We start from the raw sequence: 14265 nt of genomic DNA, 5'->3' as shown, positions 1-14265 counted from the left end.
GCCCCGGCTGGTCCGCCCGGAAGCTGACACGGGATTGTCAGGGTGAACCCGATTGGGGCGGGTAGCCAGGGGAGTGGCACGATTCACTCCGTGAGCGAGCGCTTTGACTTCACCGGTGACGAGTTGGCCCCGGCCTACCGTGCGGCCGTGGACGCGATCGAGGCGGGCGACCTGGTCGTCCTGCCGACCGACACCGTCTACGGGATCGCGGCCGACGCCTTCAAGGCCGACGCCGTCCAGCGGCTGCTGGATGCCAAGGGCCGCGGCCGCGACATGCCGCCGCCGGTGCTGATCTCGGTGGTCGAGTCGCTGGACGCGCTGGCGACCGACGTACCGGAGGCCGGGCGGAAGCTGTGCGAGAAGTTCTGGCCGGGGCCGCTGACGGTGATCTGCCACGCGCAGGGATCGCTGATGTGGGACCTGGGGGAGACCCAGGGGACCGTCGCGCTGCGCGTGCCCGATCACGAGAACACGCGTGAGCTGCTGTCCCGCACCGGACCGCTCGCGGTGAGCTCGGCCAACCTGAGCGGGCAGCCGGCGGCGCTGGACGTGTACGACGCCGAGGCGCAGCTGCTCGACTCGGTCGCGGTCTACCTCGACGGTGGCGCCGTGACCGGCGGGCAGCCGTCGTCGATCGTCGACCTCACCGGCGACGTGCCGCACATCGTCCGGATCGGCGCCCTGTCGGTACAGCAGATCCGCGAGGTCGTCCCCGAGGCCACCACCGACCTCGAGCCGGACGAGAAGCCGCAGGACGAGAAGCCAACTGAATCAATCGCTGATGCGTCTGAAGAAGTGACCGATGACAAGCCCGAGGACGAGAAATCAGCTGATGTGAGGCCTGCGGACTAGTGCGCGAGTATCTGCTGGTCCTGTTCGTGGCGATGGCCACGACCTTTCTGCTGACCGGTGTGGCCCGGCAGATCGCGTTGCGCTACGGCGCGGTGGCCAGGGTCCGCACCCGGGACGTGCACAAGGTCCCGATCCCGTACTTCGGCGGCATCTCGATCCTCGGCGGCCTGATCGCCGGTTTCGCGGTCGCCTCCAGCCTGCCCTTCCTCGGCGACAGCCTGCAGGTCGCGCACGACGCGCGGGCGATCCTGATCGGCGGCGTGGTGATCTGCGCCGTCGGCGTCGTCGACGACCTGTACGAACTGGACGCGATCACCAAGCTGGCCGGCCAGGTGCTGGCGGTCGGCGTGATGGTCGTCCAGGGCATCCAGCTGTACTGGCTCCCGCTCCCCGGCGGCATCTTCTCGCCGCCGCCCGCGCAGCTCGCCGTCCTGACCGCCGGCATCCTGCTCGTCTCCACCAACGCGGTGAACTTCGTCGACGGCCTGGACGGCCTGGCCGCCGGCGTCACCGCGATCGGCGCGGCCGCCTTCTTCACCTACTCGTACCTGCTGAACGTCGAGCAGAACCTCGACCGGGCCACCACCTCGACCCTCATCACGGTCGCGCTCGCCGGCGCGTGCCTCGGCTTCCTGCCCCACAACTTCTTCCCAGCAAGAGTTTTCATGGGTGACTCAGGTGCCTTGCTGATCGGTCTGATGCTGGCCGCGTCGACGATCAGCCTGACCGGCCAGATGGACCCCAACGCCGTCCCGTACGAGGTCGGCGGCTCCAGCCTGCTGCCCGCGTTGCTCCCGCTGATCCTGCCGATCGCGGTCCTGGCGATCCCGGCGCTCGACCTGACGATGGCCTACGTCCGCCGTACCAAGGCCGGCCGTTCCCCGTTCGCGGCCGACAAACTCCACCTCCACCACCGCCTGATGCAACGCGGCCACTCGCACCGCCGCGCGGTCCTGCTGATGTACCTGTGGACCTTCCTGATCGCCTTCGGCGTAGTGGTTCTCGGCCTGCAACTGAAGTGGTGGACGACCCTCCTGGTGCTGGCTGTGGCAGTCACCGCGATCCTCCTCACCACCGGGCTGCCGCGACGGTCCGGGCGGGCGCTTTCCAAGGTCTGAGCAACACCAGACCAGTAGGCGTCGTGGCCTACCGATAAGGTGTGCGTGTAAAGCGGCAGGGAGGCTCGTTTTGCTGACCGTGAAGACTTTGTGCTAGTTTTCACAAGCACCAGCAATGTACAGCTTCACCCCTGACCCCGCCCACCAGACGACCGAGGGCAAGAATCCCGGTCGCCAGCAGGACGGAACCACCAGATGGCTCCCCAAGTAAGTAGCCCCAAAGAAGCCGGCCAAGCGACAAAGCACCCGGCTCTCGCGATGTTGCGCGGAGCGGCGGTTGCCGCTGTGGTCGTCGGCGTGAACGCAGCCGCCGTCGCGACCGTGGCCGCCGGATCCAAGGGTCTGTGGGGCGCGTTGCTCGGCCTGCTGACAGTGCTGATCTTCTCCGGCGCCGGCCTGCTCGCGCTGCACGCCGCGCGGCACACCAGCCCGACCATGCAGCTCGGCGTCGCGATGGCCTCCTACACCGGCCGGATCGCGATCTTCGGCGGCCTGCTCGCGCTCGCGATCAACTCCGACTCGCTGGCCCGCAACGTCAGCCTGACCGCCCTCGGGATCACCGCGATGGTGGTCGTGATGGGCTGGATGGCCGGCGAGATCTGGTCCTGGTCGCGGCTGCGGGTGCCGATCTACGACCTCGACCACGAGGTGAACCCGTGAGCACCCTGGGTAACGCCTGGGCAAGCCGTTTCCAAGCCGTTACCGAAGGTGTGTCGAAGGGCACTGGACACCCCGCTCGGGCCGATGTGACCGGGCGTGTCGCGGACTGGTACCTTTCGGGTGCCAATGAGCCAGAACGAGGATCCGAAGCCGACGCCGAACACATCCGGCGATGGCTGGCGGGTCCTGTCCTACTTGATCGGCGGGGTCCTCGTCTACGGGGGCGTCGGCTTCGGGTTGGATCGCTGGCTGGGCACCAAGTTTCTGCTTCCGGTGGGCATCGTGCTCGGTGCCGGCCTGACGATCTTGCTGTTGAACTTCCGGTACCGGCAGAAGCCCTGAGCCGTACCGGGTCTGACGTAGTTGACCGCCTTGCCCTGAGCCGCCCTGCCGCTAGCCCGATGGCGAACGACTTGAGCACGACGCGAGAGGAGACCCGGTGAGCGCCGGCGTTCCGACCGAGTTCATCCCACCCGGTCCACAAAGCTTCGACACCCCGCCGATCATCGACGGCGTCGACTGGTTCACCAAGCCGGTGCTGGTCGCCGCGCTGTCGGTGGTGGTGATCATCTGGTTCTACTGGGGTGCGTCCCGCAAGGCCGCCATCGTGCCGTCCAAGCTGCAGTTCGCCGGCGAGTTGGGCTACAACTTCGTCCGCAACTCGATGGCTCGCGACGCGATCGGCAGCCAGGAGTACATGAAGTACGTGCCGTACCTGTGCGGCCTGTTCTACTTCATCCTGCTGAACAACGTCGCGGCGACGATCCCGCTGATCCAGTTCCCGACCTTCAGCCACATCGGCTGGGCGTACGTGGCCGCGATCATGAGCTGGGTCATCTACAACGCGGTCGGCATCAAGAAGAAGGGCCTGTGGGGCTACTTCAAGCACCAGACCATGCCGGCCGGCGTGCCGGTCTGGCTGATGCCGCTGATGATCCCGATCGAGTTCATCTCGAACATCCTGGTCCGGCCGATCTCGCTGAGCCTGCGGTTGTTCGCCAACATGTTCGCCGGCCACATCCTGCTGCTGGTCTTCGTGACCGGTGGCGAGTACATGGTGCTGCACTCCGGCAGCATCGCGATCGGCGGTGTCGGCATCATCACCTGGCTGATGGCGCTGGCGATCGGAGGCCTGGAGCTGTTCGTCCAGTGCATCCAGGCCTACATCTTCGTCGTCCTGACCGCGCAGTACATCGGTAGCGCGATCTCCGACGAGCACTGATCAGCACCACCCTGCTGTAAAACCAGACCCGTCGTAACGGAAACCCGGATAGTCCCTATCCGTACCGAAAGGAACCACCGCAATGAGCAACATCGCTCTCGCAATCACCGGTGACATCGCCGTCCTCGGCTACGGTCTCGCCGCGATCGGCCCGGGCGTGGGCGTCGGTCTGATCTTCGCCGCGGTCATCAACGGCACCGCGCGTCAACCCGAGGCACAGAGCAAGCTGCAGTCGATCGCGTGGATCGGCTTCGGCGTCACCGAGGTTCTGGCGATTATCGGTATCGCGCTCGCCTTCGTCTTCAAGGGCCAGGCCGGTTCCTGATCTTCCACCCCTGACTGACAGGACTGAGACATGCTGACGACACTTCTCCCGCTGACAGAAGCGGCCGCTGAGGAGACCCCCAGCCCGCTGCTGCCGCACGTGGCTGAGATCATCTTCGGCTTCGTCTTCCTGGTCCTCTTGGCCATCGCCTTCGCCAAGGTCGTAGTTCCGAAGTTCGAGAAGGCTTACGCCGATCGGACCGCGGCGATCGAAGGCGGAATGAACGAGGCCAAGGTGGCCCAGGCCGAGGCGAAGGCGGCGCTCGACAAGTACAACGCGCAGCTGTCGGAAGCCCGGCAGGAAGCTGCGAAGATCCGCGAGGACGCGCGCGAGCAGGGTGCGCTCATCATCGCGGAGATGCGCGAGCAGGCCAACGCCGAGGCCGAGCGCATCGTGACGCACGCCCGCACCCAGATCGACGCCGAGCGGGCCCAGGCCGTGGCCTCGCTGCGCAGCGAGGTCGGCACCATGGCGACCACGCTGGCGGGCCGGATCGTCGGTGAGTCGCTCGAGGACGAGGCGCGTCAGCGCCGCACCGTCGAGCGCTTCCTGGCCGATCTGGAAGCCTCGGAGTCGGCCCGGCAGGCCGTCGGAACGGACGGCTGATGCGCGGCACATCGAGGGAGTCACTCGCCAAGGCCCAAGAAGCCCTGGCGGGTGTCACCGTCACCGAAGGCCTCGGCGCCGAGCTGTTCTCGGTGGCCAAGCTGCTCGACGGCAACGGATCGCTGCGGCGGGCCCTGACCGACCCGGCCCGCCCCTCGGCGACCCGGACCGGTCTGGCGCAGCAGTTGCTCGGCGGCAAGATCTCCGCCGAGGCGCTGGAGATCCTGACCGCCGCGGTGTCCGGCCGCTGGGTCAGCGGCCGTGACCTCGGCGACTCGCTCGACGAGCTGAGCGTGCAGGCCGACGTGGCCTACGCCGACGGGCAGCGCAAGCTGGACGACGTCGAGGACGAGCTGTTCCGGCTCGACCGGATCGTCACCGCCGAGCGGGCGCTGGCCGACAAGCTCAGCGACCGCAACATCCCGCTGGCCACCCGGCAGGAGCTGCTCCACGGGCTGCTGCAGGGCAAGGCGACCGACGTGACCGTGCGGCTGGCCGAGCGCGCGGTGGACGGCCGGGGCCGCAGCTTCGCGGGCTCGATGCGGTCGTACCAGGTCGCTGCCGCCGCCCGGCGCAGCGCCAGCATCGCGACCGTCCGGGTCGCCGCGGACCTGTCCGAGGCCGACCGCACCAGGCTCGCGACGGCACTCGGCCGGCAGTACGGCCGCGACATCCAGCTGAACGTGATCGTCGACCCGAACGTCGTCGGCGGCGTCCGGGTGGACATCGGTGACGAAGTGATCGACGGAACCATCGCGGCCCGGCTCGACGAGGCGCAACGGCGCATCGCGGGCTGACCCTAACGACATATTCGGCGCTAGTGGTCAGCAAGCCTCTAGAGCCTTCACCAGGCCAGCAAAGGTCAAGGAAGCAGGGACGGAAGATAATGGCTGAGCTCACGATCAGGCCGGAGGAGATCCGGGACGCCCTGGATCAGTTCGTCCGCGACTACACGCCGGACGAGGCCGCCCGCGAAGAGGTCGGCACCGTGATCGACGCGGGTGACGGCATCGCGCACGTCGAGGGCCTGCCCTCGGCGATGACGAACGAACTGCTCGAGTTCGAAGACGGTACCCAGGGCATCGCGCTGAACCTGGACGTCCGCAGCATCGGTGTCGTCGTGCTCGGCGACTTCGGCGGCATCGAGGAAGGCCAGCAGGTCCGCCGGACCGGCCAGGTCCTGTCCGTGCCGGTCGGTGAGGGCTACCTGGGTCGCGTCGTCGACCCGCTGGGCAAGCCGATCGACGGCCTCGGTGAGATCACCGGCCTCGAGGGCACCCGCGCGCTGGAGCTGCAGGCGGCCGGCGTGATGGACCGCCAGGAGGTCCGCGAGCCGATGCAGACCGGCATCAAGGCGATCGACGGGATGATCCCGATCGGCCGCGGCCAGCGTCAGCTGATCATCGGCGACCGCAAGACCGGCAAGACCGCGATCGCGATCGACACGATCATCAACCAGAAGGCCAACTGGGAGTCCGGCGACCCGAAGAAGCAGGTCCGCTGCATCTACGTGGCGATCGGCCAGAAGGGCTCGACGATCGCCGCCGTCCGCGGCGCGCTCGAAGAGGCCGGCGCGATGGAGTACACCACCATCGTCGCCTCCCCGGCGTCCGACGCGGCCGGCTTCAAGTACGTCGCGCCGTACACCGGTTCGGCCATCGGCCAGCACTGGATGTACCAGGGCAAGCACGTCCTGATCGTCTTCGACGACCTGACCAAGCAGGCCGAGGCCTACCGGTCGATGTCGCTGCTGCTGCGCCGCCCGCCGGGCCGAGAGGCCTACCCGGGTGACGTCTTCTACCTGCACAGCCGGCTGCTCGAGCGCTGCGCGAAGCTGAGCGACGCGCTCGGCGCGGGCTCGATGACCGGTCTGCCGGTGATCGAGACCAAGGCCAACGACGTCTCGGCCTTCATCCCGACCAACGTCATCTCCATCACCGACGGCCAGATCTTCCTTCAGTCGGACCTGTTCAACGCCAACATCCGGCCCGCCATCGACGTCGGCATCTCGGTGTCGCGAGTCGGCGGCGCCGCGCAGGTCAAGGGCATGAAGAAGGTGTCGGGCTCGCTGAAGCTGGACCTCGCGCAGTTCCGCGCGATGGAGGCGTTCGCGATGTTCGCCTCCGACCTCGACGCCACCTCGCGCCGCCAGTTGGACCGCGGTCAGCGGCTGGTCGAGCTGCTGCGCCAGCCGCAGTACTCGCCGTACCCGGTCGAGGACCAGACCGTCTCGATCTGGGCCGGTACCACCGGCAAGTTCGACGACGTCCCGGTCAACGACGTGCTCCGGTTCGAGCGTGAGTTCCTGGACTTCCTGCGCCGGGAGAGCAACGTGCTCGACGCGGTCCGCGAGTCGGGCAAGTTCGAGGACGACTCGGCCGACGCGGTCACCGACGCCCTGAAGAAGTTCAAGCCGACCTTCCAGACCTCCGACGGCCAGCTGCTGGCCGGCAAGGAAGAGACGGCGGCGATGGACTCCGAGGACGTCGAGCAGGAGCAGATCACCAAGCAGAAGCGGGGCTGATCGTCCATGCCCGCAACCCAACGTGAGCTGAAGGATCGGCGAGCCTCCGTCTCGACGATCAAGAAGCTCACCCGTGCGATGGAGCTGATCGCCGCGTCCCGGATCGTCAAGGCGCAGCAACGCGCCAAGGCGGCCGGCCCGTACGCGCGTGAGCTCACCCGAGCGGTGTCGGCGGTGGCGACGTTCTCGAACGTCGACCACCCGCTGACCACCGAGAAGCCGAACCCCAAGCGGGCCGCGGTTCTCCTGATCACCTCCGACCGCGGCCAGGCCGGCGCGTACTCCTCCTCGGTCATCCGGGAGGGCGAGCGGCTGAACCAGCTGCTCCGGGAGAGCGAGAAGGAGATCGTCCCGTTCCTGAGCGGGCGCAAGGGGATCGCCTACTACACCTTCCGGCAGCGTGAGGTCGCGCAGTCGTGGAGCGGCGACTCCGATGCGCCGTCGTTCGCCCGGGCCCGGGAGATCGCCGACGCGCTGATCGAGGCCTTCCTCAAGCCCACCGAGGAGGGCGGCGTGGACGAGATCCACATCGTCTTCACCCGGTTCGTCTCGATGCTGACCCAGAAGCCGGACGTCATCCGGTTGCTGCCGTTGGAGGTCGTCGAGGGCGAGGAGGCACCGGCCGCCGAGGACGTGCTGCCGCTGTACGAGTTCGAGCCGTCCGCCGAGGACGTGCTGGACGGGCTGCTGCCGAAGTACGTCGCGAGCCGGATCCACTTCTGCATGCTGCAGGCGGCGGCCTCCGAGCTGGCCAGCCGGCAGCGCGCGATGAAGTCGGCCACCGACAACGCGCAGGATCTGATCGAACGACTGACCCGCGAGTACAACCAGGTGCGGCAGTCGGCCATTACCCAGGAAATCAGCGAGATCGTCGGTGGCGCCAACGCGCTCGCCGATGCCAACGCCGGGAGCGAGTGAGAGAGATGACTGCCACGGTTACCGAGAAAGACAACAGCGGCGCGGCAGGCGCCGTTGGTCGCGTCGCCCGGGTCATCGGCCCGGTCGTGGACATCGAGTTCCCCGCGGACGCGATGCCCGAGATCTACAACGCGCTCGAGGTGGACATCACCTTGAACGACGTCACCACCACGATCACCCTCGAGGTCGCGCTGCACGTCGGCGACAACATCGTCCGGGCGATCTCGATGAAGCCCACCGACGGCCTGGTCCGCGGCGCCGAGGTGCAGGACACCGGTGCGGCGATCTCCGTGCCGGTCGGCGACGTCACCAAGGGCCGCGTCTGGTCGGTGACCGGCAAGTGCCTGAACCAGGACGAGTCCGAGTTCGAGATCACCGAGCGCTGGCCGATCCACCGCAAGGCGCCGGCCTTCGACCAGCTCGAGTCCAAGACCGAGATGCTGGAGACCGGCATCAAGGTGCTGGACCTGCTCACCCCGTACGTGCAGGGCGGCAAGATCGGCCTGTTCGGCGGTGCGGGCGTCGGCAAGACCGTGATGATCCAGGAGATGATCTACCGGATCGCGCACAACTTCGGTGGCACCTCGGTGTTCGCCGGCGTCGGTGAGCGCACCCGTGAGGGCAACGACCTGATCGGTGAGATGGAGGACGCCGGTGTCTTCAAGGACACCGCGCTGGTCTTCGGCCAGATGGACGAGCCGCCGGGCACCCGGCTGCGGGTCGCGCTGTCCGCGCTGACGATGGCGGAGTACTTCCGCGACGTGAAGGAGCAGGACGTACTGCTCTTCATCGACAACATCTTCCGCTTCACCCAGGCCGGTTCCGAGGTCTCCACGCTGCTCGGCCGGATGCCGTCGGCCGTTGGTTACCAGCCGAACCTGGCCGACGAGATGGGCATCCTGCAGGAGCGGATCACCTCGACTCGCGGTCACTCGATCACCTCGATGCAGGCGATCTACGTACCGGCCGACGACTACACCGACCCGGCGCCGGCCACCACCTTCGCGCACCTGGACGCGACCACCGAGCTGTCGCGTGACATCGCCTCGCGTGGTCTGTACCCGGCCGTCGACCCGCTGACCTCCACGTCGCGGATCCTCGACCCGCAGTACATCGGCCAGGAGCACTACGACGTGGCCGTCCGGGTGAAGCAGATCCTGCAGAAGAACAAGGAACTGCAGGACATCATCGCCATCCTGGGTGTCGACGAGCTCTCCGAAGAGGACAAGATCACCGTCGCCCGCGCGCGCCGGATCGAGCAGTTCCTCTCGCAGAACACGTACATGGCGGAGAAGTTCACCAACACGCCGGGTTCGACGGTGCCGCTGAAGGACACCATCGAGTCGTTCAAGAAGATCACCGAGGGCGAGTGCGACCACATCGCCGAGCAGGCCTTCTTCAACGTCGGTTCGCTCGACGACGTCGAGCGGCGTTGGGCCGAGCTCCAGAAGGAGCTCTGACCTCTGATGGCTGACGAGGCCGGCAAGCACCTCGAGGTCGCGCTGGTCGCGGCCGAGCGGGTGGTCTGGGAGGGACAGGCGAAGATCGTCATCGCCCGTACCACCGATGGCGACATCGGCATCCTCCCGGGCCATGCCCCGCTGCTGGGTCTGCTGCAGGGCGGTACGGTCCAGGTTCGGACGGTCGACGACGAGTACTTCGTCGCGGCCGCTCCGGACGGCTTCATCTCGGTGGCGCACGACCGGGTCTCGATCCTGGCCGAGAACGCCGAGATGGGACACGACATCGACCTCGAAGAGGCGAAGCGGGCGCTCGAGCAGGCCCAGGCCACCGGGACCGACAGCGAGGACGAGCAGGAGCAGGTCCGGCTCGCCGAAGCCAGGGTGAGGGCCGCCGAGAAGGCGTCCTGAACCCACCTGCAATAATTCAACAGAGTCGGTCAGTACGGTTCGGGGATGGCGCCACCACAGCGAGGGCGCCAGGAATGAGGTTGGCAACTTATGAGCACAGTCCTCGAATCAGTCGGGGTCTGTTGCCTTGCTGCCGTACTGCTGATCATCGCTTTCGCGTGCCGTCGTCGCTGGTTGTCCAGGGACGGCGGCACGTTCGATTGCAGCCTGCAACTCGCTGAGAAGGACCACGGCCGCGGCTGGGCGCTGGGACTGGCCCGCTACGTCGGCGACGACCTGCAGTGGTTCCGGGTCTTCAGCCTCGCCTGGTGGCCGAAACTCACCGTCAACCGCCGCCAGCTCGAAGGCGTGACCACCCGCCGCCCGATGGGCAACGAGCCGCTCGTCACCTACGCCGGCCACGTCATCGTCGACGCCGAGCTCCGCGACCGTACCGTGCACTTCGCGATGACCGAGGAAGCCCTCACCGGCGTCCTCGCCTGGATGGAATCCGCGCCGCCCAGCACCCAGACGTACCTCTGAGGTCACCCGATAGTGGCTGAGTTCGGCTTCTACGACATCGTGCGGATCCGTCGGACCGCCACGACCATCAGGCTCGGGATAGCTGATCAGCTCGGCGTGATCGGCGGGATCTCGACGCCAGAGGTCCTGGCGGTGGTGGTCGATGAAGAGGCCTATTCGCTGGACGCGATGAACCTGGAACCGATGGGCGAGAAGGCGGACCCTGAGCTGTTCCGGAGCGCTGGAAGGATCTCGGTACGACCGCAGCGGTACGGTCCGGAGGATGATCCTGAGTAGCTGCGTGCCGGCGTGAGTTCGGAGCGGCTGGCCGGCCTCAGTGCTGTTGAGGTGAAGAACGCGGTGGGGATGGCGGCCTATGCGCGGGGTCTCGGGTATGCCCAAGGGGGAGCCGTTCGGTCGACCTGGTGGGATCCGGCGGTCAACGCGCTGCGCGGGCGAGTGCGGGGGCAGTTGGAGAACCTGTACGAGGTTGCGGTCTTCGTCTCGATCGGTGGAGACGGCCGGGCGAGCTATCTCGACGGTGAGTGCAGTTGCCCGGTCGGGCTCGACTGCAAGCACGTCGCCGCGGTGGCGCTGACGGCCATCCTGTCCTCGTCGGAGTCGGACGGGTCGGACGAGTCGGGCCTGTCGGCTGCCACGGAGACGGCGGTGACTGCGGAGCAGGCGCCCGTGGGCCGGGCGAGAGGCCGGGCGGTCGGCTGGGAGGCGTCGCTGGATTCCCTGGTTGGCCAGGAGCCGCCCGTCCTGCGCGAGCGAGCCGGCGCCGCGCCGCTCGCGATCGAGCTGTCCCTGGTGATACCGGCTCCGTACTCGACGAAGAGCCGGTCCGGAGCGGGCGAGCCGGTGGTCCTCGCCCGGGTGATGAAGCGGGGCAAGAACGGCTGGATCCGGGGCAACCTGAGCTGGGCGACGCTGGACAACCCCTACAGCGAGCTGGTCGGGGCGCACGCGCAGGCGCTCCAGGAGCTGTATGCGTCCTACACCTCGCGCCGGGCCAGGTCGTCGTACCGCCACGACGAGAAGACGTTCGAGCTGTCGGCCTTCGACAGCAGGCAACTCTGGCCGCTGCTGGACCAGGCGCTGGCCGTCGGCGTCCGCCTCGTCCACAGCCGGAAGAATGCCGGCGATCTCGATCCGTACGGGGTCGCCGAGTTCTGTCTGGACATCACGACGGAGGAGTCCGGGGCGCTTCACGTCCGGCCGCTCACCCGGATCGTCGGCGATCAGCAGGACCCGCCGCCCGACGTGGTGCCGGTCGAGTTCATCGGCGCCGAGGGGCACGGGCTGATCTGGGTCGACCGGTCGGATCTCGGTCCGTCCACGGATCTCGAGGGGTTGCGCTTCCGGCTGGCCAAGTTCGTCAAGCCCGTACCGGCCGAGCTTCAGCAGCTGGCGCTGGCCGCGCAGGAGTTGCAGATCCCGGCGACGGACGGTCCGCGGTTCCGCGCGGAGTACTACCCCAAGCTGCGGCAGTTGGCCACGGTCGTCTCCTCCGACGAGTCGTTCGCCCCGCCGGCGATCTCCGGCCCGGAGCTGAGTCTGCAGGCCGCGTACGGGCCGGACCATGCGCTGGATCTGCAGTGGAGCTGGCTCTATCGGGTCGACGGCTCGGACCTGCGGGTGCCGGTCGGGCAGGACTCCGGCCCAGGCGAGATCTACCGCGATCTGCAGCAGGAACGCGAGATCCTCGCCGAGCTCGACCTCGAGCAGGAGCAGCTACCCGAAAGCCTGCAGGAGTTCGGTACCGTCCGTTTCAGCACCGAACTGCTTCCCCAGCTGGTCGCGGACCCGCAGGTGGACGTCGAGGTGAGTGGCGAACCGGCCGACTATCGCGAGGTCGGCGACTCGCTGACCATCGAGGTCTCCGCCTCGGCCGAGGCCGGTCAGACCGATTGGCTCGATCTCGGGATCACGATCAAGGTCGAGGGCCAGCGCGTTCCGTTCGTCAACGTCTTCCGGGCCCTGACGGCCGGCAAGTCGTCCGTCCTGATGACCAGCGGCGCCTACTTCAGCCTGCAGAAGCCGGAGTTGCGGGCGTTGCGGGCGCTGATCGAGGAGGCGCAAGCGCTCCAGGACATCCCCAACGACAACCTCAGGATCAGCCGGTACCAGGTCAGCTTGTTCGAGGAGCTGGAGAACCTCGGTCTGGTGGAGAACCAGGCCGCGGGCTGGCAGCAGCAGCTGACCGCGCTTCGCTGCGTCGGCACGACCGACGCGGCCGAGCTGCCGGCGACGATCGCCGCGTCGCTGCGGCCGTACCAGCTGGAGGGTTTCCGCTGGCTGGCCTTCCTGTGGGAGTTCGGGCTGGGCGGCATCCTGGCCGATGACATGGGACTCGGCAAAACCCTGCAGACGTTGGCGTTGATCGCTCATGCCAAGGAGAAGCAGGATCCGGGCCCGTTCCTGATCGTCGCTCCGACCAGCGTCGTGTCGAACTGGCCGGCCGAGGCCGGGCGCTTCGCGCCGAGCCTGAAGGTGGTGACGGTCGCCGACACGTTGCGCCGTCGCGGTCAGAGTCTCGACGAGGTGATCGGCGACGCGGACGTGGTGGTGACGTCGTACACGCTGCTCCGCCTCGACATCGACGCGTACGCCGACCGCTCGTGGGCCGGGCTGATCCTCGACGAGGCGCAGGTCACCAAGAACCATCAGTCCAAGGTCTACCAGTGCTGCCGACGACTGCCGGCGCCGTTCAAACTGGCCATCACCGGTACGCCGATGGAGAACAACCTGATGGAGCTGTGGTCGCTCCTCTCGATCACCTCGCCCGGACTGTTCCCCAGCCCGTCCCACTTCGACCGGTACTACGTACGCCCGATCGAAAAGGAGGCCGACGCCGAGCGGCTGGCCCAGCTGCGTCGCCGGATCAAGCCGCTGGTCAAGCGCCGGACCAAGGAGCAGGTCGCCGCGGATCTGCCGGCCAAGCAGGAGCAGGTGCTCGAGGTGGAGCTCCATCCCCGGCACCGCAAGATCTACCAGACCCATCTGCAACGCGAGCGCCAGAAGGTCCTCGGCCTGGTCGCCGACTTCGACAAGAACCGGTTCACCATCTTCCGGTCGCTGACCCTGCTCCGGCAGCTGAGCCTGCATGCGGGCCTCGTCGACGAGGCGCACCGCGAGCTGGCCAGCGCGAAGATCGACGCCCTGCTCGAACAGCTCCCCGACATCATCGGCAGCGGTCACCGTGCCCTGGTCTTCAGCCAGTTCACCGGCTTCCTCGACCTGATCCGGCAGCGGCTGGACGCGGAGGGGATCGAATACTGCTACCTCGACGGCAGCACCAGCAACCGGCCCGCGGTACTGAAGAAGTTCAAGGAAGGCAGCGCGCCGCTGTTCCTGATCAGCCTCAAGGCCGGTGGTGTCGGGCTGAACCTGACCGAGGCGGACTACTGCTTCCTGCTCGATCCGTGGTGGAACCCGGCGACCGAGGCGCAGGCCGTGGACCGGATCCACCGGATCGGCCAGCACAAGTCGGTGATGGTCTATCGGCTGATCGCGAAGGACACCATCGAGCAGAAGGTGATGGAGCTCAAGGAGCGCAAAGCCGCGCTGTTCGCCGGCGTGATGGACGAGGGCAACGCCTTCGGCACCGGCCTCAGCCCCGACGACATCCGCGGCCTGTTCAGTTGATCGGTCGGTCTAGGGTC

General features: G+C 67.6%; 15 protein-coding genes. All 15 read left to right on the top strand.

Features of this window, described 5'->3' with window-relative positions; all coding sequences use genetic code 11:
* Positions 1-90 precede the first annotated feature (90 nt).
* The 15 genes from ACIA12_RS38555 (at position 91) to ACIA12_RS38485 (ending at position 14248) form a co-directional block, all read left to right on the top strand.
* Positions 91-852, top strand: a complete 762-nt coding sequence (locus ACIA12_RS38555) for an L-threonylcarbamoyladenylate synthase (protein ID WP_396372415.1) — start codon at positions 91-93, stop codon at positions 850-852.
* Positions 852-1970, top strand: a complete 1119-nt coding sequence (locus tag ACIA12_RS38550) for a glycosyltransferase family 4 protein (RefSeq protein ID WP_396372414.1) — start codon at positions 852-854, stop codon at positions 1968-1970. Before ACIA12_RS38555 ends, ACIA12_RS38550 begins: the two co-directional genes overlap by 1 nt.
* Positions 1971-2228: 258 nt before the next feature.
* Complete coding sequence (locus ACIA12_RS38545; protein WP_396372413.1) at positions 2229-2630, top strand: hypothetical protein; 402 nt, start codon at positions 2229-2231, stop codon at positions 2628-2630.
* Between the two features lie 126 nt (positions 2631-2756).
* A complete protein-coding gene (locus ACIA12_RS38540) occupies positions 2757-2972 on the top strand; it encodes a hypothetical protein (RefSeq protein ID WP_396372412.1) in 216 nt (71 codons plus the stop codon).
* A 97-nt stretch (positions 2973-3069) separates the two neighbouring features.
* Positions 3070-3852 (top strand): F0F1 ATP synthase subunit A, encoded by a 783-nt coding sequence (gene atpB, locus ACIA12_RS38535; RefSeq protein WP_396372411.1) that lies wholly within the window; start codon positions 3070-3072, stop codon positions 3850-3852.
* Positions 3853-3934: 82 nt separating this feature from the next.
* Positions 3935-4177: an ATP synthase F0 subunit C gene (atpE, locus tag ACIA12_RS38530; RefSeq protein WP_396372410.1), complete on the top strand. Its 243-nt coding sequence runs from the start codon at positions 3935-3937 to the stop codon at positions 4175-4177.
* Positions 4178-4207: 30 nt separating this feature from the next.
* Positions 4208-4783 (top strand): F0F1 ATP synthase subunit B, encoded by a 576-nt coding sequence (locus ACIA12_RS38525; protein WP_396372409.1) that lies wholly within the window; start codon positions 4208-4210, stop codon positions 4781-4783.
* Complete coding sequence (locus ACIA12_RS38520; protein ID WP_396372408.1) at positions 4783-5580, top strand: F0F1 ATP synthase subunit delta; 798 nt, start codon at positions 4783-4785, stop codon at positions 5578-5580. The genes ACIA12_RS38525 and ACIA12_RS38520 overlap by 1 nt, the downstream gene beginning before the upstream one ends.
* An 89-nt stretch (positions 5581-5669) precedes the next feature.
* Positions 5670-7307, top strand: coding sequence for a F0F1 ATP synthase subunit alpha (atpA, locus tag ACIA12_RS38515; RefSeq protein ID WP_396372407.1), 1638 nt, complete (start codon positions 5670-5672; stop codon positions 7305-7307).
* 6 nt (positions 7308-7313) lie between these two features.
* On the top strand, positions 7314-8225 hold the full coding sequence (locus tag ACIA12_RS38510) for a F0F1 ATP synthase subunit gamma (protein WP_328326868.1): 912 nt from the start codon (positions 7314-7316) through the stop codon (positions 8223-8225).
* 5 nt (positions 8226-8230) lie between these two features.
* Entirely contained in the window at positions 8231-9685 is a 1455-nt protein-coding gene (gene atpD / locus ACIA12_RS38505; RefSeq protein ID WP_396372406.1) for a F0F1 ATP synthase subunit beta, read from the top strand.
* A 6-nt stretch (positions 9686-9691) separates the two neighbouring features.
* Complete coding sequence (locus tag ACIA12_RS38500; protein ID WP_396372405.1) at positions 9692-10096, top strand: F0F1 ATP synthase subunit epsilon; 405 nt, start codon at positions 9692-9694, stop codon at positions 10094-10096.
* Between the two features lie 90 nt (positions 10097-10186).
* Entirely contained in the window at positions 10187-10618 is a 432-nt protein-coding gene (locus ACIA12_RS38495; RefSeq protein ID WP_396372404.1) for a DUF2550 domain-containing protein, read from the top strand.
* 12 nt (positions 10619-10630) lie between these two features.
* Entirely contained in the window at positions 10631-10894 is a 264-nt protein-coding gene (locus ACIA12_RS38490; protein ID WP_396372403.1) for a hypothetical protein, read from the top strand.
* Positions 10895-10906: 12 nt separating this feature from the next.
* The gene (locus ACIA12_RS38485; protein ID WP_396372402.1) at positions 10907-14248 is read left to right on the top strand and encodes an SNF2-related protein; all 3342 of its coding nucleotides are present in this window, start codon (positions 10907-10909) and stop codon (positions 14246-14248) included.
* Positions 14249-14265: the final 17 nt, after the last annotated feature.

The organism is Kribbella sp. NPDC051620, assembly GCF_044453825.1.
Classification (GTDB): Bacteria; Actinomycetota; Actinomycetes; order Propionibacteriales; family Kribbellaceae; genus Kribbella.
This window is presented reverse-complemented; position numbering and strand designations above follow the sequence as displayed.

Bases quoted from the DNA above. Each gene is read 5' to 3' on its own strand.
- ACIA12_RS38545 (WP_396372413.1), top strand. From the start codon at position 2,229: ATGTTGCGCGGAGCGGCGGTTGCCGCTGTGGTCGTCGGCGTGAACGCA.
- ACIA12_RS38540 (WP_396372412.1), top strand. From the start codon at position 2,757: ATGAGCCAGAACGAGGATCCGAAGCCGACGCCGAACACATCCGGCGAT.
- atpE (WP_396372410.1), top strand. From the start codon at position 3,935: ATGAGCAACATCGCTCTCGCAATCACCGGTGACATCGCCGTCCTCGGC.
- ACIA12_RS38525 (WP_396372409.1), top strand. From the start codon at position 4,208: ATGCTGACGACACTTCTCCCGCTGACAGAAGCGGCCGCTGAGGAGACC.
- ACIA12_RS38520 (WP_396372408.1), top strand. From the start codon at position 4,783: ATGCGCGGCACATCGAGGGAGTCACTCGCCAAGGCCCAAGAAGCCCTG.
- atpA (WP_396372407.1), top strand. From the start codon at position 5,670: ATGGCTGAGCTCACGATCAGGCCGGAGGAGATCCGGGACGCCCTGGAT.
- ACIA12_RS38510 (WP_328326868.1), top strand. From the start codon at position 7,314: ATGCCCGCAACCCAACGTGAGCTGAAGGATCGGCGAGCCTCCGTCTCG.
- atpD (WP_396372406.1), top strand. From the start codon at position 8,231: ATGACTGCCACGGTTACCGAGAAAGACAACAGCGGCGCGGCAGGCGCC.
- ACIA12_RS38500 (WP_396372405.1), top strand. From the start codon at position 9,692: ATGGCTGACGAGGCCGGCAAGCACCTCGAGGTCGCGCTGGTCGCGGCC.
- ACIA12_RS38495 (WP_396372404.1), top strand. From the start codon at position 10,187: ATGAGCACAGTCCTCGAATCAGTCGGGGTCTGTTGCCTTGCTGCCGTA.